This is a genomic window from Pseudomonas sp. V98_8 (assembly GCF_029967975.1).
Classification (GTDB): Bacteria; Pseudomonadota; Gammaproteobacteria; order Pseudomonadales; family Pseudomonadaceae; genus Aquipseudomonas; species Aquipseudomonas umsongensis.
In genome coordinates this window covers 75,816-98,480 of the sequence record NZ_JASCAE010000084.1, presented here as the reverse complement: position 1 = coordinate 98,480, position 22,665 = coordinate 75,816, and the positions used below count along the sequence as shown (strand labels likewise).

Here is a 22,665-nt window from a genome sequence, read left to right as displayed (position 1 = left end):
TTACTCCTTGGTGTCTTCGGCTTGTGCCGCAACCGAGTGCTGGTTGTCTTCAGCCACTGCGCGCTCGATCAAGGCCGACAGATGCGCACCGCGCACGACGCTTTCATCGTAGTGGAAGTGCAACTGTGGAACGCTGCGCAGCTTCATCTCGCGAGCCAGCTGCATGCGCAGGAAGCCAGCGGCGGAGTTGAGCACCTTGATGCTTTGCGCGATCTCTTCGTGACTGTCCTGGCCCATCACGGTGATGAAAATCTTGGCGTGACCGACGTCACGGCTGACTTCCACAGCGGTAATGGTGACCAGGCCGACGCGCGGGTCTTTGACTTCACGACGGATCAGTTGTGCCAGCTCACGCTGCATCTGATCGCCGATACGTTGGGTACGGCTGTATTCTTTTGCCATGTCTTGTTACCTGTTACTGCCCCACGGTGAAACCCGCAAGGTCTGAAAGCGGCAAACGCCCGGCCTGACAAAAGCCAGACCGGGCGTTGCGTTTAGAGTCCGGGCGATGCGCCGCGCAATTGCATGCGGCTGGCCATCACGGCTCTTGAAGTGCGCGAGTTAGAGGCTGCGAGCAACCTGGACCTTCTCGAAGACTTCGATCTTGTCACCGACCTTGACGTCGTTGTAGCTCTTCACGCCGATACCGCATTCCATGCCGGCACGTACTTCGGAAGCGTCATCCTTGAAGCGACGCAGGGATTCCAGCTCGCCTTCGAAGATAACGATGTCTTCACGCAGTACACGGATTGGACGGTTACGGTGAACAACGCCTTCGATCACCATGCAACCGGCGATCGCGCCAAACTTCGGCGAACGGAACACGTCACGCACTTCGGCGATGCCCAGGATGTTCTCGCGAACGTCGCTGCCGAGCATACCGGTCAAGGCTTTCTTGACGTCTTCGATGATGTCGTAGATCACGTTGTAGTAACGCATATCCAGACCTTCCTGCTCGACGATCTTGCGAGCGCCGGCATCGGCACGCACGTTGAAGCCGAACAGTACAGCGTTGGAAGCCAGTGCCAGGTTGGCGTCGGATTCGGTAATACCACCGACACCGCCACCGACCACGCGCACTTGCACTTCGTCGTTGCCCAGGCCGTTCAGGGCACCGTTCAACGCTTCCAACGAACCACGGACGTCGGATTTGAGGACGATGTTGAGCGTCTTCTTCTCTTCCTGACCCATGTTTTCGAAGATGTTTTCCAGCTTGCCGGCGTGAGCACGGGCCAGCTTGACTTCGCGGAACTTGCCTTGACGGAACAGAGCCACTTCACGGGCTTTCTTCTCGTCGGCAACCACGCTCATCTCGTCGCCAGCGTCCGGGGTACCGTCCAGGCCGAGAATCTCGACAGGGATGGCCGGACCGGCTTCCTTGATTGGCTTGCCGTTCTCGTCGAGCATGGCACGTACGCGGCCATAGTTCGAACCGACCAGCACCATGTCGCCCTGGCGCAGGGTACCGTCTTGAACCAGAACGGTTGCAACCGGGCCACGGCCCTTGTCGAGGCGGGATTCAACCACGACACCACGGCCAGGAGCCGATGGAGTAGCGGTCAGTTCCAGTACTTCGGCTTGCAACAGGACAGCTTCGAGCAGTTCGTCAACGCCGGTACCCATCTTCGCGGAGACCGGTACGAATGGAGTGTCGCCACCCCACTCTTCGGAGGTCACGCCGTGAACCGACAGTTCGCTACGGATGCGATCGAGATCGGCGCCCGGCTTGTCGATTTTGTTCACAGCAACCACCAAAGGAACGCCAGCCGCCTGAGCGTGCTGAACAGCCTCGATGGTCTGTGGCATCACGCCGTCGTCCGCTGCAACTACCAGGATCACGATGTCGGTCGCCTTGGCACCACGGGCACGCATTGCGGTAAACGCGGCGTGACCCGGGGTGTCGAGGAACGTCACCATGCCACGGTCGGTTTCAACGTGGTAGGCACCGATGTGCTGGGTGATACCGCCGGCTTCGCCAGCAGCTACCTTGGCACGACGGATGTAGTCGAGCAGGGAAGTCTTACCGTGGTCAACGTGGCCCATTACGGTCACGACCGGTGCACGGGAAACCGCCTCACCTTCAAACTTCAGGGACTCAGCCAGGGAATCTTCCAGGGCGGTGTCGCTGACCAGGGTCACTTTGTGGCCCAGCTCTTCGGCAACCAACTGGGCAGTTTCCTGGTCCAGTACCTGGTTGATGGTCGCTGGAGTACCCAGTTTGAACATGAACTTGATGATTTCAGCAGCCTTGACCGACATCTGCTGGGCCAGATCGCCCACAGTGATGGTCTCGCCGATCTTCACTTCGCGCACGACAGGGCCGGTTGGGCTCTGGAAACCGTGGGCGTTGCGCTTCTTCAGCTTGGCCTTGCCGCGACCACCACGACGGAAGCCATCGCTTTCTTCGTCGGTAGTACGTGGGGCAACGCGTGGCGCAGGCGCCTTCTCCTTGACCGAAGCACGATGCGGAGCGTTTTTGCGCTCACCATCGCCGCCACCGCGACGATTGTTGTCGTCGGCACGTGGTTTGTCCGGACGACGCTGCTCGTCGCGCTTGCGGGTATCGGCTGCAGGTGCCGGAGCGGCAGCCACGACCGGCGCGCTTTCGCGCACAGGCTCGGCCACCGCAGCTGGCGCTGCAGCAGGTTGGGCTTGGGCGGTCGGCGCAGCAGCTGGCTGGCGACGCGCTTCTTCTTCGGCGCGGCGCTTGGCTTCTTCTTCAGCCTTCTGACGTGCAGCATTTTCTACTGCGCGACGTTCATCCAGTTCACGCTTGCGCTCGGCTTCGATTTCTTCCGGGCTGCGCTGCACGAAGACTTTCTTCTTGCGTACTTCAACGCTGATGCTTTTGCTGCCAGCAACACGCAGGGTGCTGGTGGTTTTACGCTGCAGCGTAATCTTGCGTGGTTCTTCCACTTTCGCCTTGTGGCTGCTTTTCAAGTGAGTCAGCAACGATTGCTTCTCACTGTCAGTCACACTTTCTTCGGCGGCGGTGTGCGGCAGACCTGCCTCACGCATCTGCTGCAACAGGCGCTCTACCGGTGTTTTGACCTCATCGGCCAGTTGTTTCACCGTGACTTGCGTCATGCACTTCTCTCCTCAGGCCGCGCCTAATTACTCGAACCAGTGGGCTCGGGCGGCCATGATCAACTTGCCGGCACGATCATCGTCAATGCCGTCGATGTCGAGCAGGTCGTCAATAGACTGCTCGGCCAGGTCTTCGCGGGTAATTACGCCGCGCACCGCCAGTTCCATCGCCAAATCCTTGTCCATACCCTCAAGCGAGAGCAGGTCTTCGGCCGGATGGGCGTCTGCCAGCTTTTCCTCAGTAGCGATGGCTTTGGTCAACAAACGATCCTTGGCACGAGCGCGAAGCTCGTTGACGATATCTTCGTCAAAGCCGTCGATGTTGAGCATTTCTTCCAACGGTACGTAGGCAATCTCTTCCAGGCTGGTGAAGCCTTCATCAACCAGCACCTGCGCCAGCTCTTCGTCGACTTCCAGCTCGTCGATGAAGTTGCGCAGGATGTCGCCGGTTTCTGCTTGCTGTTTAGCCTGGATGTCCGATTCGGTCATCACGTTCAGGGTCCAGCCAGTCAACTGGCTGGCCAGACGCACGTTCTGACCACCGCGACCGATGGCCTGAGCCAGATTGTCTGCGCCAACGGCGATGTCCATTGCATGGGCATCTTCGTCAACGATAATTGCCGCCACTTCAGCCGGCGACATTGCATTGATTACGAACTGAGCCGGGTTGTCGTCCCACAGGACGATGTCCACACGCTCACCGCCCAACTCACCCGACACTGCCTGGACGCGCGAACCGCGCATACCGATGCAAGCGCCCTGCGGGTCGATGCGTTTGTCCTTGGAGCGGACGGCGATCTTGGCGCGCGAACCCGGATCACGGGACGCAGCCATTACTTCGATCAGCCCTTCAGCAATTTCCGGCACTTCGATGCGGAACAACTCGATCAGCATTTCCGGCGCGGTACGCGACAGGATCAACTGCGGGCCGCGGTTCTCGGTGCGGATTTCCTTGAGCAGCGCACGCAAGCGCACGCCAACCCGGAAAGTTTCGCGAGAAATGATGTCCTCACGGGCCAGCAACGCTTCGGCGTTGTTGCCCAGATCAACGATCACGTTGTCGCGGGTGACTTTTTTCACGGTGCCGGAGATGATTTCACCCAGGCGTTCGCGGTAAGCGTCGACAACCTGGGCGCGCTCAGCTTCGCGAACCTTCTGCACGATGACTTGCTTGGCAGTCTGTGCAGCGATACGGCCGAATTCGATGGACTCGATCTTCTCTTCGACAACGTCACCGACCTTGGCGCCAGGATGCGTCTCGGCAACCTTGCTTGGCCAGGTTTCAATAGCCGGATCGTCCAGGTCTGCTTCTTCGACGACCGTCCAGCGACGGAAAGTCTCATAAGCACCGGTGTGGCGGTTGATTTCCACACGCAGATCGACTTCGTCCTCGAAACGCTTTTTGGTAGCCGTGGCCAGAGCGAGCTCCAGCGCTTCAAAAATTACGTTAGCCGGTACGCCCTTTTCATTGGATACCGACTCAACAACCAGCAGTACTTCTTTGCTCATCGTACGCCTCGCCTTTCGCAAGCCATTGGATCCGCGGGATCCGCAGTATCTGGCACGCCTCAGTCAAAACTGGGAATAATGTTGGCCTTGTCGATCATATCGATCGGCAACAGGAACTCATGGTCTTCTACCTGCACCACGACGTCCTGCTCTTCTACACCGCGCAGAAGGCCCTGAAAGTTGCGTCGTCCTTCAAAAGGCGAGCGCAGCTTGATCTTCACTTGTTCACCGGCAAATTTTGCAAACTGCTCAAGAGTGAACAGCGGGCGTTCCATGCCTGGCGAGGAAACTTCGAGGGTGTATTCAACGGAGATTGGATCTTCAACATCCAGCACACCGCTGATCTGACGGCTGACGATGGCACAATCGTCCACCAGCACACCGCCCTCTTTATCAATATAAACGCGCAACATCGAGTGACGACCCTGAGCCGAAAACTCGATACCCCAGCATTCATAGCCTAGGGCCACGACCACCGGGGCCAGCAAGGCCTGCAACTCTTCTAGCTTGCTCGACACCTGAACCCCCTCGTGCATGTATGTGCATGCTATGCAAAATAAAAAAATGGGCGAAGCGCCCATCCTTGAAACGCCGTCGAACAGCGGCGTTGGAAGTGTCCAGCTAACAAAAAGCCCCTTAAAAGGGGCTCCTTAAACTGGTTGCGGGGGCCGGATTTGAACCGACGACCTTCGGGTTATGAGCCCGACGAGCTACCAGACTGCTCCACCCCGCGACAAAGCTGGGGCGGAAGTATACGACCGAACCCCGACGGGGTCAATGTAACCTTCCACCTGCAAGAAAGCCCGCAACAGCGGGCTCTCCTGACTAATTGGTACCGAGAAGGGGACTCGAACCCCTACACCCTATGGGCACAACCACCTCAAGGTTGCGTGTCTACCAATTCCACCACCTCGGCAATACTACGTTTGAAACCCTTCTTACTTCTGCTCTTGAGCTGGAGGCACGTCAGTCGCTGGAGTAGCCGACTTTTGCTCTTGAAGCACCGGGACATCATCAGAAGCCGGTTGTTGCTTTGGAACTTCCAACACTGCCGGGTTTGGCAAACCTACTTGAGTCAGCTGGTGAGCTTTCTCTTTAGCAAAGTAACCTAACCCTAAGCTGGTTATGAAGAAACCTGCGGCAAGTATAGCAGTAAACTTACTAAGAAAGGTAGAGGAACCTTGGCTTCCGAACACAGTATTTGAAGCACCTGCTCCGAAAGACGCGCCAGCGTCCGCACCTTTACCCTGCTGCAGCAAAACCAGAGCTACTACGCCCAATGCACCCAGCAGATGAAAAACGACTACGACTGTTTCCAGCATTTTTTCAGTTTCCCGCGGCGCGAATAATCGCACCGAACTCATCTGCATTCAGGGAAGCCCCACCAATGAGGCCCCCATCGATATCCGGCATGCCGAACAGTTCGACCGCATTGGCCGCCTTCACGCTGCCGCCGTATAGAAGCCGCACACCTTGTGCAACCTCAGAATTCTCTGCCGCCAACTGCGCGCGAATGGCTGCATGCACATCCTGCGCCTGTTGTGGCGAAGCAGTCAGCCCGGTGCCAATGGCCCAGACCGGCTCGTAAGCGATCACTGCCTTGGCAAACACACCGACACCCAACTCATCGATGATGCTGCCCAGTTGCTGCGAGACCACTTCAAGGGTTTTCCCGGCTTCACGCTGCTCAAGGGTTTCCCCTATGCACAACACCGGAACCAGACCACTTGCCTGTGCCGCTGCAAACTTGCGAATCAGCACTCCGTCCTGCTCACCCATCAACTGGCGGCGCTCGGAATGCCCGACAAGCACCAGGGAACAACCTGCATCCACCAACTGACTAGGCGAGACCTCACCGGTCAGTGCACCTTGTCCGGACTCCACCGCAGAATTCTGCGCGCCGACCGAAATCGACTTTCCTTTCAAGCCCTCAACCACTTGGCTGATATGCAACAAAGGCGGGAATACCGCTACTTCAACACCGCTCGGCAAGGCCAAGTCACGTAGGCCGTTGATCAGCTCAGCGACGCTGGCGCGGGTACCGTGCATCTTCCAGTTACCAGCTACCATAGGGCGACGCATGCTGTACCTCGTCGGTCAAAGTGGGCGCAGATGTTACCCAACACAATCGAGGCTGGCAAGCCGAATTCAGGCAGAAACTTCAGTAACCAGTTTTGCCAGCTCTTCGGCGTAGCCGCGAACCAGGGTTTCGTCTTCGCCTTCGACCATGACACGCACCAGCGGCTCGGTCCCGGACTTGCGCAACAGCACGCGTCCGCGACCCGCCATGGCCTGGGTGACACGCTCGCTGGCTTCCTTGACCGAGGCATGCTCGAGCGGGTTTGCACCACCACCGAAACGCACATTGATCAATACCTGAGGGCACTTGCGTAACGCCTGACGAGCCTCTGCCAACCCTTGCGAACGAGTCTTCAACGCCATCAACACCTGCAACGCGGCAATGATCGCATCACCGGTCGTGGTGTGATGGAAGCAAACGATATGCCCCGAGTTCTCGCCACCGACCAGCCAGTTGCGCTCCAGCAGGTCCGCGATCACATAACGGTCACCGACGTTGGCGCGCACAAAGGGAATCGCCAGGTCCGCGAGGGCGAGCTCCAACCCCAGGTTACTCATCAACGTACCGACTACACCGCCCTGCAGCTTGTCCTGTTCATGCAGATCGCGAGCGATGATAAACAGCAGCTCGTCGCCATCGACGATGGCACCGGTGTGATCAACCATCAACACCCGATCGCCGTCACCATCAAATGCGATACCCAGGTCGGCATGCTCGGCCAATACGGCAGCCTGCAATTGGTCCATGTGGGTTGAACCGCAGTTGTCGTTGATGTTCAGGCCATTGGGGTGCGCGGACAGAACCACGACCTCGGCACCCAGCTCGCGAAATACGCTTGGCGCCACCTTGTACGTCGCACCATGGGCGCAATCGATGACGATTTTCAGACCGGAGAAGCTGGTGCCGGTTGGCACGCTGCTCTTGCAGAATTCTATATAGCGACCAGAGGCATCGTTGATTCGCGAGACTTTGCCGATCTTGCTCGACTCAACCACGGTCATCGGGGTGTCGAGCAACTCTTCGATCATGTGCTCGATCTCATCGGGAAGCTTGGTGCCCTTCCCGGAGAAAAACTTGATGCCATTGTCGTCATGGGGATTGTGCGAAGCACTGATCACGATGCCGGCTTCGGCATGAAAGGTACGCGTCAGGTAGGCGATGGCCGGCGTCGGCATCGGGCCCAGGAGCATCACGTCAGCACCCGCCGACGTCAGCCCGGCCTCGAGCGCCGATTCGAACATGTACCCGGAAATCCGCGTGTCCTTGCCGACCAGCACCTTGCACGCCCCCATCTTGCGGAACGCCATGCCGGCAGCCCAGCCCAGCTTGAGCATGAAGTCAGGAGTGATCGGATAAACGCCGACCCGACCGCGAATGCCGTCGGTGCCAAAATATTTCTTTGTCATGAGTACTCCATAATTCTTATTCGGCTGATTGCACTGCAGTGATCATTTTCACCACATCAACTGTTTCAGCTACGTCATGGACACGCAATATACGCGCGCCCTTGTGCGTTGCCAGCGCCGCCAGGGCAAGACCGCCATACAGGCGCTCACCGACAGGGCGACTCAACGCTTGACCGATCATGCTCTTTCGCGACACCCCAACCAACAACGGGCGCCCCAAGGCATGCAAGGCTTCCATATGCTTGAACAAGCTTAGATTGTGCTGCAGATTTTTTGCGAACCCAAAACCTGGATCAAGAATGATCCGCTCAGCTGGAATCCCCACCGTCGCACATTGAGCCATGCGCTCGCCCAGAAACTCGCCCACCTCTTGGGTGACATCCTGGTAGTGCGGGTTGTCCTGCATGTCACCCGGCTCACCGAGCATATGCATCAGGCAAACGGGCAAGCCGGTCGCCGCCGCCGCATCCAGGGCACCCTCGCGGCGCAAGGAACGCACGTCATTGATCAGGCCGGCACCCAGCCGCGCCGATTCGCGCATGACCGCGGGCGTGGAGGTATCGACCGAGATGATTACATCCAGCTCACGGTTAATCATTTCGACGATTGGCGCCACGCGCTCGAGCTCTTCGAGCGGTGAAACCGCCCTGGCCCCCGGGCGAGTGGATTCGCCGCCGACATCGATCAAGGTGGCGCCCGCCGCGAACATGGCTTGCGCATGGCGCAACGCCGCATCGAGCTGGCTGAATTTGCCACCATCGGAGAACGAATCGGGAGTGACATTGAGAATGCCCATGACATGCGTCTGGGACAAATCAAGAACCCGGTTGCCGCAAGGCAACCGGGTCGAGGACTGAACAAAAGTCATTTCAAACCTTAAACGTCAGCAGCGGGACCGCCGATAGGTGTTTCTGGACGCTCGCCCTGCACCGCCGGAGGCGTACCGGAGGTACCCGTGCCACCCGACCAGTCGCGAGGCTCGCGAGGCGTGCGCCCCGCCATGATGTCGTCGATCTGCTCGGCATCGATGGTTTCATACTTCATCAGGGCATCGGCCATGGCGTCGAGCTTGTCACGGTTGTCCGTGAGGATCTGCTTGGCGGTGCCGTAGCACTGGTCGATGATACTGCGCACTTCCGAGTCGATCAGCTTGGCTGTCTCACCGGAGAAACTTGCATTCTGGCCACCGCCGCCGCGACCGAGGAACACTTCGCCTTCCTCTTCAGCGTACATCAGCGGACCGAGTTTTTCGGAAAGCCCCCACTTGGTCACCATGTTCCGTGCAATCTGGCTGGCACGCATGATGTCGTTGGACGCACCGGTGGTGACGCCATCGAAGCCCAGGGTCATTTCCTCAGCAATACGGCCACCGTACAGCGAGCAGATCTGGCTGATCAGCGCACGCTTGGACAGGCTGTAGCGATCTTCTTCCGGCAGGAACATGGTCACGCCCAGCGCACGACCGCGCGGAATGATCGAGACCTTGTAAACCGGGTCATGCTCAGGCACGACGCGACCCACAATGGCGTGGCCAGCTTCGTGATAAGCGGTGTTCTGCTTTTCTTTCTCGGACATGACCATGGATTTGCGCTCGGCGCCCATCATGATCTTGTCCTTGGCCAGTTCGAACTCTTTCATTTCGACGATGCGCTTGCCGGCACGGGCGGCGAACAACGACGCCTCGTTGACCAGGTTGGCCAGGTCGGCACCGGAGAAACCCGGGGTACCACGCGCGATCACTGCCGGAGCGACGTCATCGCCCATTGGCACCTTGCGCATGTGGACCTTGAGAATCTGTTCGCGACCACGGATATCCGGCAGACCGACCACGACCTGACGGTCGAAACGACCCGGACGCAGCAGCGCAGGGTCCAACACGTCAGGACGGTTGGTCGCGGCAATCACGATGATGCCGTCGTTCATTTCGAAGCCGTCCATCTCCACCAGCAACTGGTTGAGAGTCTGCTCGCGTTCGTCGTGACCACCGCCCATGCCGGCACCACGGTGGCGACCGACGGCGTCGATTTCATCGATGAAGATGATGCACGGAGCATGTTTCTTGGCTTGTTCGAACATGTCGCGAACACGGCTTGCACCGACACCGACGAACATCTCGACGAAATCGGAACCGGAAATGGTGAAGAAAGGTACCTTGGCCTCGCCGGCAATCGCCTTGGCCAGCAAGGTCTTACCGGTACCCGGAGGACCGACCATCAACACGCCGCGAGGAATGCGGCCGCCCAGGCGCTGGAACTTGCCCGGGTCACGCAGGAACTCGACCAGCTCACCGACTTCTTCCTTGGCTTCGTCGCAACCGGCAACGTCTGCCAGGGTGGTTTTCACCTGGTCTTCGGAGAGCAGGCGCGCCTTGCTCTTGCCAAAGCTCATCGGCCCGCCCTTGCCACCGGCGCCGCCCTGCATCTGGCGCATGAAGAACATGAACACGGCGATGATCACCAGGATCGGGAAGCTCGCGACCAGGAGCTGGGTCCAGATGCTTTGCTGTTCAGGCTGCTTGCCTTCGACCACCACGTGGTTATCCACCAGGTCGCCGATCAGGCCGTTGTCCTGGATTGCCGGACGAATGGTCTTGAAGCTGTCGCCATCGTTGCGCTTGCCGGTAATCACGTAGCCATCAACCGCCACGCGCTCGACCTTGCCATCCTTGACCTGCTGGATGAAGTCGGAATAGTTGAGGGTCTGCGGCTCGTTAGGGCTGGAGAAGTTGTTCATCACTGTCACCAGGACTGCCGCGATGATCAACCACAGGATCAGATTCTTTGCCATATCGTTCAATTAACTACCCTCTGAAGCAAGCGCCGCTGTTGGCGCGCGCTTCGCATGATATTCACCGGCCTAACTTACTACATTACCTACAACTCTGGCAGGCGCCGTCTGTAACCCTTTGTGAAACACTTCCTACACAATATTCGTTATTTCCCACAGGGCGAAATACGAAATTCCTATTGCCCTGCAAAAAAACCGCGCTTTATTCACTCCGGCCGCGGTAGCCCCAGGCCAGCATGTATTGCTCACGGGAACTGCCTCGGGAAGAGTCCGGCTTGATCATCTGGACCTTGTCGAATTTCTGACGAGCGTCCTTCACGTAAGCGTCAAACCCTTCACCCTGGAAAACCTTGATCACGAAATTACCACCCGGCTTGAGTATCCGAGCCGCCAGATCAAGCGCCAGCTCGCAAAGAAACATGGCTTTGGGCATATCTACGGCAGGCGTACCACTCATATTGGGGGCCATATCGGAAATCACAAGGTCCACCGGCGAATTACCGACGGCGTCCAGGATCTGAGCTAGCACTTCGTCCTGGGTGAAATCCCCCTGGATGAAAGTCACGTCCGGAATGCTGTCCATTTCCAGGATATCCGAGGCGATCAGGCGCCCCTGACCACCGATCAGCCGGCTGGTGACCTGCGACCAGCCACCAGGCGCCGCGCCCAGGTCAACAACGGTCATGCCCGGACGGATCAGCTTGTATTTCTCCTGGACCTCCAGAAGCTTGTAACTCGCACGCGAGCGGTAGCCATCCTTCTGCGCCTGCTTCACATAGGGGTCATTGACATGTCTTTTCAGCCAACCAAGGCTTGTCTTGGAACGCGCCATTGGGCACCTCGATGATAAGGGTCGTGATTAGTTGGGCGGATCCACGAACCCTCGGGTAAAATGGCCGCCATTTTACAGAATCCAGACGAAAGGGTCAGATTATGCCGCTCACTCAAGAGCAGAAGAAACAGTACAAATCCATTGGCCACCATCTGAAACCAGTTTTGATTGTGGCTGACAACGGTTTGACTGAAGGTGTGTTAGCCGAATTTGAACGCGCATTGGCGGATCACGAGCTGATCAAGATCAAGCTCAATATCCTCGATCGCGAATCGCGCCTGGCATCCATTGCCGAGCTGTGCAAGGTTGGCAAAGCGGATCTAGTACAGGTCATCGGCAAGATGGCACTGATTTACCGCAAGAACTTCAGCGTCAACAAGCAGCTGTCGAACGTCCATCGCTTCAAGTGATGACAAGGGTCAAGGGTGTGCTTCGCGCACCCTGCCACTCCATCCGGGCACCGGCTGCATAATCAGCACCAGCCCCGAGAACCCCAAGACCAGATAGCTGAACACCTGCCAGCGCTGCGCATCCGGCCAGCCGATAGGCACGGCCACAAACATCGCACAGGCGCACAACGCGACCAGCAGCACCTGCCCACGAAAATCCCGCCATAGACTGGCAAGGCCATTAGCCTGTACCAGCACCAAAGCCTGAAAGATCACGCACACGGCGGCAAACCCCACCACCACAGTCTCGAACATGCCGGCGATCTCATCGATCAGCAACGGTGCCAGGCCAATTCGACCCAACACCGGCTGCAAACCGAGATGCACCAGCCACAGACCGCCGACCCACAACATCTGGGCCAGTTGCCAGAGCATGGCGCCCGCATTCAGCGGGCGCCTTGCTTCAGATGTGACGGACTTCGACAATCTCGTACTCGATAACGCCACCAGGCGTTTTGACGACGACCACATCACCCTCTTCCTTGCCGATCAAGGCTCGAGCCAAGGGTGAACCGACCGAAATCTTGCCGAGTTTGAAGTCAGCCTCATCCTCACCCACGATGTGGTAAGTGACGCTTTCATCAGTCTCGACGTTGGCGATTTCGACGGTGGTGCCGAAGATAACCTTGCCAGTGTGAGGAATGGTCGTGACGTCAATGATGACCTGATTCTGAATCCGGCCTTCGATGTCACGAATCCGCGCCTCGACCATACCCTGCTGCTCGCGAGCGGCGTGGTATTCGGCGTTTTCCTTCAAGTCACCCAACTCACGGGCCGTACCGATGTCCTGGCTGAGCTTTGGACGGACGACTTTGGTCAGGTGAGCGTGCTCTTCCTCCAGGGCGCGAGCGCCCTGAACGGTCATCGGGTACTTCGTTATGCTCATGCCTTCAATCCTGCGTGTAGATCCTGCAAGCGGCGTACGGTCTTCTCGGGACCGAACTTCAGCGCTTCGCAGATCGCTTCGCCAGCAGCAATGGTGGTGGTGCAGTAAATCTTGTGCTGCAGGGCATTGCGACGAATGGAATAGGAGTCAGCGATCGACTGACGGCCTTCGGTGGTGTTGATGATCAAGGTGACTTCGTCATTCTTGATCATGTCGACTACGTGCGGACGCCCTTCGGTCACCTTGTTCACGCGGCGCACTTTCAGGCCTGCGGCTTCGATCAGCTTGGCAGTACCGGCAGTGGCAACCACTTCAAAGCCCAAGTTGATCAGATCACGGGCCACGCCTGCAACCAGTGGCTTGTCGTCATCGCGCACGCTGATGAATGCAGTACCGCCGGTCGGCAGCACTTCGCTGGCACCCATCTGGGCCTTGGCGAATGCTTCACCGAAGGTGTCGCCCACGCCCATCACTTCGCCGGTCGACTTCATTTCCGGGCCGAGGATCGGGTCGACGCCAGGGAATTTGGCGAACGGGAACACCGCTTCTTTCACGCTGTAGAAGTTCGGGATAATTTCCTTGGTGAAACCCAGCTCCTGCAGGGTTTTACCGGCCATCACGCGTGCTGCGATCATCGCCAGGGAAACGCCGATGCACTTGGACACGAACGGTACGGTACGCGAAGCGCGCGGGTTGACTTCGATGACGTAGATGTCTTCGCCTTGCAGTGCCAACTGAACGTTCATCAGGCCGACCACGCCCAGTTCCAGGGCCATTTTCTTGACCTGTTCGCGCATTTCGTCCTGGATGTGCGCCGGCAGCGAGTACGGCGGCAGCGAGCATGCGGAGTCACCGGAGTGAACGCCGGCCTGCTCGATGTGCTGCATGATCGCGCCGATCACTACGTCCTTGCCGTCGCAGACCGCGTCCACGTCCATTTCGATGGCGCAGTTGAGGAAGTGGTCCAGCAGCACCGGGCTGTCGTTGGACACTTGAACCGCTTCACGCAGGTAGCGCTTGAGTTCTTCTTCTTCGTAGACGATTTCCATCGCACGACCGCCCAGTACATAGGACGGGCGCACCACCAGCGGATAACCGATCTTGCTGGCTGCACGAATCGCTTCGTCTTCGCTGCGCACGGTGGCGTTTGGCGGCTGACGCAGGTTCAGGCGCTGGACCATTTGCTGGAAGCGCTCGCGGTCTTCGGCACGGTCGATGGCGTCAGGGCTGGTGCCGATGATCGGCACGCCAGCAGCTTCCAGGGCACGGGCCAGTTTCAGCGGGGTCTGGCCGCCGTACTGGACGATCACGCCTTTTGGCTTCTCGACGCGGACGATTTCCAGCACGTCTTCCAGGGTCACTGGCTCGAAGTACAGGCGATCGGAGGTGTCGTAGTCGGTGGAAACGGTTTCCGGGTTGCAGTTGACCATGATGGTCTCGTAACCGTCATCGCGCAGGGCCAGTGCCGCGTGTACGCAGCAGTAGTCGAACTCGATGCCCTGGCCGATACGGTTAGGACCGCCACCCAGGATCATGATCTTGTCGCGGCCCGACGGCGCGGCTTCGCACTCTTCTTCGTACGTGGAGTACAGGTACGCGGTATCGGTGGCGAACTCGGCGGCGCAGGTGTCGACGCGCTTGTAGACCGGGAAGATTTCCAGCTTGTGGCGGTGGGCACGCAGGCTCTTCTCGGTCACACCCAGCAGCTTGGCCAGGCGCATGTCGGAGAAGCCCTTGCGCTTGAGGCGGAACATCAGGTCACGGTCGATGCTGGTCAGACCCAGGGTCTTGACCTTCTCTTCGTCCTTGATCAGGTCTTCCATCTGCACCAGGAACCAAGGATCGATCATGGTCATGCCGAAGATGTCTTCAACGCTCATGCCAGCGCGCATGGCGTCCGCCACGTACCAGATTCGCTCGGCGCCCGGCACGGTCAGTTCGCGCTTGAGGATGCTCATGCTTTCCGGGTTGCGCAGGTCAACCTTCTCGTCCAGACCGCAGACACCGACTTCCAGGCCGCGCAGGGCTTTCTGCAGGGATTCCTGGAAGGTGCGGCCGATGGCCATGACTTCACCCACCGACTTCATCTGAGTGGTCAGGCGCGCATCAGCCTTGGAGAACTTCTCGAAGGCGAAACGTGGCAGCTTGGTCACGACGTAGTCGATGGACGGTTCGAAGGACGCCGGGGTCTTGCCGCCGGTGATGTCGTTCGACAATTCGTCCAGGGTGTAGCCCACAGCCAGCTTGGCCGCGACCTTGGCGATCGGGAAACCGGTGGCCTTCGAGGCAAGTGCCGAGGAACGGGATACACGCGGGTTCATTTCGATCACGACCATGCGGCCGGTGTTCGGGCAGATACCGAACTGAACGTTCGAACCGCCGGTTTCCACGCCGATCTCACGCAGTACCGCCAGGGAGGCGTTACGCAGGATCTGGTATTCCTTGTCGGTCAGGGTCTGTGCCGGCGCCACGGTGATCGAGTCACCGGTGTGCACGCCCATCGGGTCAAAGTTTTCGATAGAGCAGACGATGATGCAGTTGTCCTTTTTGTCGCGGACAACTTCCATTTCATATTCTTTCCAACCGATCAGCGATTCGTCGATCAGCAGCTCTTTGGTTGGAGACAGGTCCAGGCCGCGGGCGCAGATTTCTTCGAACTCTTCACGGTTGTACGCGATACCGCCACCGGTGCCACCCATGGTGAAGGACGGACGGATGATGCACGGGAAGCCCAGCTTCTCGAGGACCGCATTGGCCTCTTCCATGCTGTGGGCGATGCCGGAACGCGGGCACGCCAGGCCGATGGATTTCATCGCCTTGTCGAAACGCGAACGGTCTTCAGCCTTGTCGATGGTGTCGGCGTTGGCACCGATCATTTCTACGCCGAACTTCTCCAGGACGCCTTCGCGCTCCAGGTCCAGGGCGCAGTTCAGGGCGGTCTGGCCGCCCATGGTCGGCAGCAGCGCGTCCGGACGCTCTTTCTCGATGATCTTGGCAACGGTCTGCCACTTGATCGGCTCGATGTAGGTGGCGTCGGCCATGGCCGGGTCGGTCATGATGGTGGCCGGGTTGGAGTTCACCAGGATGACGCGGTAGCCCTCTTCGCGCAGGGCTTTGCAGGCCTGGGCGCCGGAGTAGTCGAATTCGCAGGCCTGGCCGATCACAATCGGGCCAGCGCCGAGAATCAGGATGCTTTTAATGTCTGTACGTTTTGGCATGGGTTTGTCACTCAAATCCGCAGGTCAGTCGGCAAGCCGTCTTGATCAATCTGTGAAGACTTGAAGGGGTCGCCGATATCGGGACCACCCTCAAGCTTTGCAACATCAGGGCGAGCGATCAGCGTCGCTTGGCCATCTCGTTGATGAAGCGATCGAACAGAGGTGCTACGTCGTTCGGGCCAGGGCTGGCTTCAGGGTGACCCTGGAAGCTGAAGGCGCTCTTGTCGGTACGCTCGATACCTTGCAGGGTGCCGTCGAACAGCGATTTGTGAATCGCGCGAACGTTGGCAGGCAGGGTTGCTTCGTCTACCGCAAAACCGTGGTTCTGGCTGGTGATCATCACCACGCCGCTGTCCAGATCCTGGACCGGGTGGTTGGCACCGTGGTGGCCGTGACCCATTTTCAGGGTCTTGGCGCCGGAGGCCAGGGCCAGCAGCTGGTGACCGAGGCAGATACCGAACACCGGGATCTCGGTTTCCAGCACGTCCTTGATCGCTTGGATCGCGTAGTCGCAAGGCTCGGGATCGCCAGGGCCGTTGGACAGGAACACGCCGTCCGGCTTCAGGGCCAGCACTTCGGCGGCTGGAGTTTGTGCAGGCACCACGGTCACGCGGCAACCGCGCTCGACCAGCATGCGCAGGATGTTCACCTTGACGCCGTAGTCGTAGGCCACCACGTGGTACGGCAGTTCGGAGGCTTCGATGGTCGCGTGGCTGTCGGTCTTCAGATCCCAGACAGTCGAACGCCACTCGTACTTCTCTTTGGTACTGACGACTTTCGCCAGGTCCATGCCCTTGAGGCCAGGGAAGCCCTGGGCGGCGGCGATGGCGGCTTCTTCGGAAATGTTGTCACCGGCCATGATGCAGCCGTTCTGCGCACCTTTTTCACGCAGGATGCGCGTCAGGCGGCGGGTGTCGATACCGGCGATGGCCACAACGTTGTTGGCCTTCAGGTAGTCCGACAGGGACATCGTGTTACGCCAGTTGCTCGCCACCAGCGGCAGGTCACGGATGACCAGGCCAGCAGACCAGACGCGGTTGGACTCGGCGTCTTCCGGCGTGGTGCCGGTATTGCCGATGTGCGGGTAAGTCAGGGTAACGATCTGTTGGGCGTAGGAAGGATCGGTAAGGATTTCCTGATAGCCGGTCATTGCGGTGTTGAACACCACCTCACCAACGGTTTGACCGTCGGCTCCAATGGCTTCGCCGCGAAAAATGCTGCCATCAGCAAGGGCGAGTATGGCTGGCTTAGTCAAGAAGACCTCCCGTAAATAAAGCCTGAAAGGGCGATCGCAGGTTGTAAAAAAGCGGAGTGACGTATGGACACGTCACCCCGCTTCTTCACTGAATTATTCTGCGCGCTTTTAGTGGACACACTAAAGCTGTAGCTTACAGAAAAAGGCATTTTTGGTCTACCGCCAATGAGCCTTAAAGGCTGGAGAATGCGACAGGTCGTCGCTTGGCGGGGTAAAACCGGGCTCAAACGCTGTGCGCGAGCCCGATTTCGGGTGCATCTTAACGCAGGTCGAGCACGTCTTGCATGTCATAAAGACCCGCTTCACGCCCGTCGAGCCACAAAGCAGCGCGCACCGCGCCCTTGGCGAAGGTCATGCGACTGGAGGCCTTGTGAGTGATCTCGACACGCTCACCGTCGGCGGCGAACAACACAGTGTGATCACCCACGATGTCGCCAGCGCGCACCGTGGCAAAACCGATGGTCTCGCGCTCGCGAGCACCGGTCTGGCCCTCACGTCCATAAACCGCGACTTTCTTCAGGTCGCGACCCAGGGCATCGGCAATCACCTCACCCATGCGCACGGCCGTACCTGACGGCGCATCGACCTTATGCCGATGGTGAGCTTCGGTGATCTCGATATCGACATCATCACCCAGCACCCGGGCAGCGGTATCGAGCAGCTTCAGGCAAAGGTTTACACCGACGCTGAAATTGGCCGCGAAGACGATCGGAATATCCTTGCCCGCCTCTGCCAGCAACTGCTTCTCTTCAACACTGAAGCCGGTTGTGCCAATGATCATCGCCTTGTTGTGCTTGCGGCAGAAGGCGAGGTTTTTCAGGGTCACCGTCGGATGAGTGAAGTCGATCAGTACGTCGAACTCATCGACCACGCGATCCAGGTCACCCGACAGTGGCACGCCGATGCGACCGATAGCCGCCAGCTCGCCGGCGTCCGCGCCGACCAGCGTACTGTCAGGACGATCCACCGCTGCCGTCAGGCCAGCACCTGGTGCTTGCTGCACGGCTTCGATCAGGGTCTTGCCCATGCGCCCGGCGGCGCCCATCACAGCTATACGTCGCATGCCTGTCTCCTTACAAATCGCCGAAGAAGCGCTTCACGCCTTCGAACCAGCCCGTGGTTTTCGGGGAATGACTGTTGTCGTCCGCCAGGGAGCTGCGGAACTCTTCGAGCAGTTCACGCTGGCGACGGCTCAGGTTGACCGGCGTCTCGACTGCCACACGGCACATCAAGTCACCCGCACCGCCGCCACGCACAGGCGCAACGCCCTTGCCACGCACGCGGAACTGCTTGCCGGTCTGAGTCCCCTCAGGGATTTTCAGCTTGACCCGACCATCGAGGGTAGGAATCTCCAGCTCGCCACCCAGCGCCGCATCGACGAAGCTGATGGGCACTTCACAGAACAGATGCTTGCCGTCACGCTGGAAAATCGAGTGCTCGCGCACGTTGATCACCACGTACAGATCGCCGGTTGGCCCGCCCTGGGCACCCGCCTCGCCCTCGCCCGACAGGCGAATGCGGTCACCGGTATCGACACCGGCCGGCACTTTGACCGACAGGGTCTTGTACTCTTCGACACGACCTTCGCCATGGCAGGAATCGCAAGGATCGGAAATGATCTTGCCCTGCCCGTGGCAACGTGGACAGGTTTGCTGCACCGAGAAGAACCCTTGCTGCATGCGTACCTGGCCGATACCGCCACAAGTCGGGCAGGTCACCGGCGAAGAGCCTTTCTTGGCACCCGAGCCGTCGCACGGCTTGCAGTTGACCAGTGTCGGAACGCGGATATTCACGCTGGTGCCACGCACCGCTTCTTCCAGGTTCAGCTCCAGGGTGTAACGCAGGTCGCTGCCTCGCTGGGCACCACCGCGGGAACCACCGCGACCGCCACCGAAGAAGTCGCTGAAGACATCACCAAAGATGTCCGAGAAGTTCTGGCCACCGAAACCGGCGCCGCCGCCACCCATGCTCGGGTCGACACCGGCATGACCGTACTGGTCATAGGCCGCACGCTTGCTGGAATCGGAGAGCACTTCGTAGGCCTCGTTGGCCTCCTTGAACATCTCTTCCGATGCCTTGTCATCAGGATTACGGTCCGGGTGGTGCTTCATCGCCAGGCGACGGTAGGCCTTCTTCAGGTCCGACTCGCTTGAACCTCGCTCAACACCCAATACTTCGTAATAGTCACGCTTTGCCATAAGTCTCTGCACTCTTGAGGACGTTCGACAAACCTCTCCTGAGCCTCGTCAAACTCGTTGAGCCCCAATACAGGCCCGGACCCAACTCACGTCAATTCAACGATCCTGGTCTTTGTTTCGATGTGGCACTTGCGGCTCGGAAAGCAGGAGCATTCCCGGCCATGCCTGCAACATCCGACCGCAGTCGCATGCTGTAAAAATTCGCGTATTCCAGACACGCCAACGCGGGAGCAAGCTCCCGCGCGGCGACATCCTACCAGTCACCGCCGCAAGGCAGTCAACCGGGCGACCAACAACTTACTTGTGGTCTTTTACTTCTTCGAACTCAGCGTCGACAACGTCGTCAGCCTTTTGCGCCTTGTCGTCGTGCGGTGCCGCGCCTTCAGCAGGCTGAGCCTGTTCGGCGTACATCTTCTGCGCCACTGGAGCGGAGACTTTCGACAGCTCTTCAACCTTGGCTTCGATAGCAGCCTTGTCGTCGCCTTTTACAGCGGCTTCCAGGGCAACCACGGCAGCTTCGATCGCAGTCTTCTCTTCAGCGCTTACCTTGTCGCCAGCGTCAGCGACCATTTTGCGCGTCGAGTGAACCAGTGCGTCACCCTGGTTACGGGCAGCGGCCAGCTCTTCGAACTTGCGGTCTTCCTCGGCATTGGCCTCGGCGTCACGCACCATGCGCTCGATCTCTTCATCGGACAGGCCGGAGTTGGCCTTGATCACGATCGACTGAGTCTTGCCGGTGGCCTTGTCCTTGGCGCCTACGTGCAGGATGCCGTTGGCGTCGATGTCGAAGGTCACTTCGATTTGTGGCACGCCACGTGGTGCTGGTGGAATCTCGGCCAGGTCGAACTTGCCCAGGGACTTGTTCTGTGCAGCCTGCTTACGCTCACCTTGCAGCACGTGAATGGTCACGGCGCCCTGGTTGTCGTCGGCGGTCGAGAACACTTGCGATTTCTTGGTAGGAATCGTGGTGTTTTTCTCGATCAGCGCAGTCATCACGCCACCCATGGTTTCGATACCCAGGGTCAGCGGGCTGACGTCCAGCAGCAGAACGTCTTTAACGTCACCGGCCAGTACCGCACCCTGGATGGCAGCACCCATGGCGACAGCTTCGTCCGGGTTCACGTCTTTACGTGCTTCTTTACCGAAGAACTCGGTCACCAGCTTCTGAACCAGTGGCATACGGGTCTGACCGCCGACCAGGATCACGTCGTTGATCGCGCCAACGTCGATACCGGAGTCTTTCAGCGCAATGCGGCAAGGCTCGATGGTGCGTTGAACCAGGTCTTCAACCAGCGCTTCCAGCTTGGCGCGGGAGATCTTCACGTTCAGGTGCTTAGGACCGGTAGCGTCTGCAGTGATGTACGGCAGGTTGACGTCGGTCGACTGAGCGGAAGACAGCTCGATCTTGGCTTTTTCAGCGGCTTCTTTCAGGCGCTGCATCGCCAGCGGATCACCCTTGAGGTTCATGCCGCTTTCTTTCTTGAATTCGTCGACGAGGTAGTCGATCAGACGAATGTCGAAGTCCTCACCACCCAGGAAGGTGTCGCCGTTGGTGGCCAACACTTCGAACTGGTGCTCGCCATCGACTTCAGCGATCTCGATCACGGAAACGTCGAAAGTACCGCCACCCAGGTCATAAACGATCACGGTGTGATCGCCCTTGGCCTTGTCCATACCGTAAGCCAGAGCAGCCGCGGTTGGTTCGTTGATGATACGTTTTACGTCCAGGCCCGCGATGCGGCCGGCGTCCTTGGTCGCCTGACGCTGGCTGTCGTTGAAGTAGGCCGGAACGGTGATCACCGCTTCGGTCACTGGCTCGCCGAGGTAGTCTTCGGCGGTCTTCTTCATTTTCTTGAGGATTTCAGCCGAGATTTGTGGCGGCGCCATCTTCTGGCCGTTCACTTCAACCCAGGCGTCACCGTTGTCAGCCTTGGCGATCTTGTACGGAACCATCTTGATGTCTTTCTGCACGACTTCTTCGTCGAACTTGCGACCGATCAGACGCTTCACGGCGTACAGGGTGTTATGCGGGTTGGTCACAGCCTGACGCTTGGCGGACTGGCCGACCAGGATTTCGCCATCGTTGGCGTAAGCGATGATCGACGGCGTGGTACGCGCGCCTTCGGCGTTTTCAATAACTTTGGCTACGCCGTTTTCAAGCACGGAGACGCAGGAGTTGGTGGTCCCCAGGTCGATACCGATAATTTTGCCCATGTTCACTCTCCCGAAACTTTTGGATTTGGTTGCCGCAGCAGTGGTGGCTAACTGCGGTAGCACTTAAACGCTTGACTTCTAAATGGGGGCCTTGCGGCTAATTTCAAGCCTGCTCGTCAATAGAAGGCGAAACTGGCGCCGGAGCCTTGCTGACCACGACCATCGCCGGGCGCAGCAGGCGACCGTTAAGCTGGTAGCCCTTCTGGAACACCTTGAGCACGCTGTTTGGCTCGAGGTCAGCGCTTTCCTGCATGGCCATTGCCTGATGAAGAACGGCGTTGAACGGCTCGCCATGCGGATCGATCGCTTCCAGCTGATAACGCTTCAGGGTGTCCTGGAACATTTTCAGGGTCAGCTCGATGCCTTCACGCATCGGACGAATGCTTTCGTCATCCGGGCTGGACAACTCCAGGCCACGCTCCAGGCTGTCGATGATCGGCAGCAGGTCGCCGGCGAATTTTTCCAGCGCGAACTTGTGAGCTTTTTCAACATCCTGCTCGGCGCGACGGCGGACGTTCTGCAGATCGGCGGCCACACGCAAAGCCTGATCCTGCGCACCTGCCAGTTGCTCTTCGAGCACTTGTACACGAGCCGCCAGGTCATCACCCGAAGCCTGGGGAGCCTGATCGGCGTCTAGATTTTGCGTATCCACTGTCTGTTCGTCAGCCATAGAATTCTCCTTTCAATATCGTCCGCGAGCCTGACTCGCGCTTCTGTCCAGCTATATGGGGCCGCAAAATCCAG

At 58.8% G+C, this 22,665-nt stretch carries 19 protein-coding genes and 2 tRNA genes; 1 reads left to right on the top strand and 20 read right to left on the bottom strand.

Annotated features, from left to right (window positions below):
* The 12 genes from rbfA to rlmE all read right to left on the bottom strand — a co-directional run bounded on the left by rbfA (window position 1) and on the right by rlmE (window position 11,701).
* Entirely contained in the window at window positions 1–402 is a 402-nt protein-coding gene (rbfA, locus tag QLG10_RS25910) for a 30S ribosome-binding factor RbfA (protein ID WP_033039870.1), read from the bottom strand.
* A gap of 159 nt (window positions 403–561) precedes the next feature.
* On the bottom strand, window positions 562–3,087 hold the full coding sequence (gene infB, locus QLG10_RS25905) for a translation initiation factor IF-2 (RefSeq protein ID WP_110746743.1): 2,526 nt from the start codon (window positions 3,085–3,087) through the stop codon (window positions 562–564).
* 27 nt (window positions 3,088–3,114) lie between these two features.
* On the bottom strand, window positions 3,115–4,596 hold the full coding sequence (nusA, locus tag QLG10_RS25900) for a transcription termination factor NusA (RefSeq protein ID WP_047537517.1): 1,482 nt from the start codon (window positions 4,594–4,596) through the stop codon (window positions 3,115–3,117).
* Between the two features lie 59 nt (window positions 4,597–4,655).
* On the bottom strand, window positions 4,656–5,114 hold the full coding sequence (gene rimP, locus QLG10_RS25895; RefSeq protein ID WP_007973115.1) for a ribosome maturation factor RimP: 459 nt from the start codon (window positions 5,112–5,114) through the stop codon (window positions 4,656–4,658).
* Between the two features lie 138 nt (window positions 5,115–5,252).
* Window positions 5,253–5,329, bottom strand: a tRNA-Met gene (locus QLG10_RS25890).
* Between the two features lie 97 nt (window positions 5,330–5,426).
* Window positions 5,427–5,512: transfer RNA gene (locus QLG10_RS25885), tRNA-Leu, on the bottom strand.
* Window positions 5,513–5,534: 22 nt separating this feature from the next.
* Complete coding sequence (gene secG, locus QLG10_RS25880; RefSeq protein ID WP_017336473.1) at window positions 5,535–5,918, bottom strand: preprotein translocase subunit SecG; 384 nt, start codon at window positions 5,916–5,918, stop codon at window positions 5,535–5,537.
* A 4-nt stretch (window positions 5,919–5,922) separates the two neighbouring features.
* Complete coding sequence (tpiA, locus tag QLG10_RS25875) at window positions 5,923–6,678, bottom strand: triose-phosphate isomerase (RefSeq protein WP_110746741.1); 756 nt, start codon at window positions 6,676–6,678, stop codon at window positions 5,923–5,925.
* Between the two features lie 66 nt (window positions 6,679–6,744).
* Entirely contained in the window at window positions 6,745–8,082 is a 1,338-nt protein-coding gene (gene glmM, locus QLG10_RS25870; protein WP_282488264.1) for a phosphoglucosamine mutase, read from the bottom strand.
* A 16-nt stretch (window positions 8,083–8,098) separates the two neighbouring features.
* On the bottom strand, window positions 8,099–8,950 hold the full coding sequence (folP, locus tag QLG10_RS25865; protein WP_282488263.1) for a dihydropteroate synthase: 852 nt from the start codon (window positions 8,948–8,950) through the stop codon (window positions 8,099–8,101).
* 8 nt (window positions 8,951–8,958) lie between these two features.
* On the bottom strand, window positions 8,959–10,869 hold the full coding sequence (ftsH, locus tag QLG10_RS25860; RefSeq protein WP_046820620.1) for an ATP-dependent zinc metalloprotease FtsH: 1,911 nt from the start codon (window positions 10,867–10,869) through the stop codon (window positions 8,959–8,961).
* 202 nt (window positions 10,870–11,071) lie between these two features.
* Window positions 11,072–11,701 (bottom strand): 23S rRNA (uridine(2552)-2'-O)-methyltransferase RlmE, encoded by a 630-nt coding sequence (rlmE, locus tag QLG10_RS25855; protein ID WP_008057410.1) that lies wholly within the window; start codon window positions 11,699–11,701, stop codon window positions 11,072–11,074.
* Window positions 11,702–11,802: 101 nt separating this feature from the next.
* On the opposite strand from rlmE, the gene QLG10_RS25850 reads away from it, so the two are divergent.
* Window positions 11,803–12,111: a YhbY family RNA-binding protein gene (locus tag QLG10_RS25850; protein WP_020796529.1), complete on the top strand. Its 309-nt coding sequence runs from the start codon at window positions 11,803–11,805 to the stop codon at window positions 12,109–12,111.
* Window positions 12,112–12,120: 9 nt separating this feature from the next.
* Here QLG10_RS25850 and QLG10_RS25845 read toward each other — a convergent pair whose 3' ends face one another.
* From QLG10_RS25845 to grpE, 8 genes are all read right to left on the bottom strand, one after another.
* A complete protein-coding gene (locus tag QLG10_RS25845) occupies window positions 12,121–12,525 on the bottom strand; it encodes an MFS transporter (RefSeq protein WP_110746736.1) in 405 nt (134 codons plus the stop codon).
* A gap of 28 nt (window positions 12,526–12,553) precedes the next feature.
* Window positions 12,554–13,030, bottom strand: coding sequence for a transcription elongation factor GreA (gene greA / locus QLG10_RS25840; RefSeq protein WP_032831479.1), 477 nt, complete (start codon window positions 13,028–13,030; stop codon window positions 12,554–12,556).
* 2 nt (window positions 13,031–13,032) lie between these two features.
* Window positions 13,033–16,254 carry a carbamoyl-phosphate synthase large subunit gene (gene carB, locus QLG10_RS25835; protein ID WP_020796527.1) on the bottom strand — a complete coding sequence of 1,074 codons (3,222 nt, stop codon included), beginning with the start codon at window positions 16,252–16,254 and terminating at the stop codon, window positions 13,033–13,035.
* A gap of 118 nt (window positions 16,255–16,372) precedes the next feature.
* Window positions 16,373–17,509, bottom strand: coding sequence for a glutamine-hydrolyzing carbamoyl-phosphate synthase small subunit (gene carA, locus QLG10_RS25830; RefSeq protein WP_179056709.1), 1,137 nt, complete (start codon window positions 17,507–17,509; stop codon window positions 16,373–16,375).
* A 259-nt stretch (window positions 17,510–17,768) separates the two neighbouring features.
* Window positions 17,769–18,572: a 4-hydroxy-tetrahydrodipicolinate reductase gene (gene dapB, locus QLG10_RS25825; protein WP_008057399.1), complete on the bottom strand. Its 804-nt coding sequence runs from the start codon at window positions 18,570–18,572 to the stop codon at window positions 17,769–17,771.
* Window positions 18,573–18,582: 10 nt separating this feature from the next.
* Window positions 18,583–19,707 (bottom strand): molecular chaperone DnaJ, encoded by a 1,125-nt coding sequence (gene dnaJ, locus QLG10_RS25820; protein WP_046820627.1) that lies wholly within the window; start codon window positions 19,705–19,707, stop codon window positions 18,583–18,585.
* 297 nt (window positions 19,708–20,004) lie between these two features.
* Entirely contained in the window at window positions 20,005–21,921 is a 1,917-nt protein-coding gene (dnaK, locus tag QLG10_RS25815; RefSeq protein WP_020796524.1) for a molecular chaperone DnaK, read from the bottom strand.
* Window positions 21,922–22,024: 103 nt separating this feature from the next.
* Complete coding sequence (gene grpE, locus QLG10_RS25810; RefSeq protein WP_046820629.1) at window positions 22,025–22,591, bottom strand: nucleotide exchange factor GrpE; 567 nt, start codon at window positions 22,589–22,591, stop codon at window positions 22,025–22,027.
* Window positions 22,592–22,665: the final 74 nt, after the last annotated feature.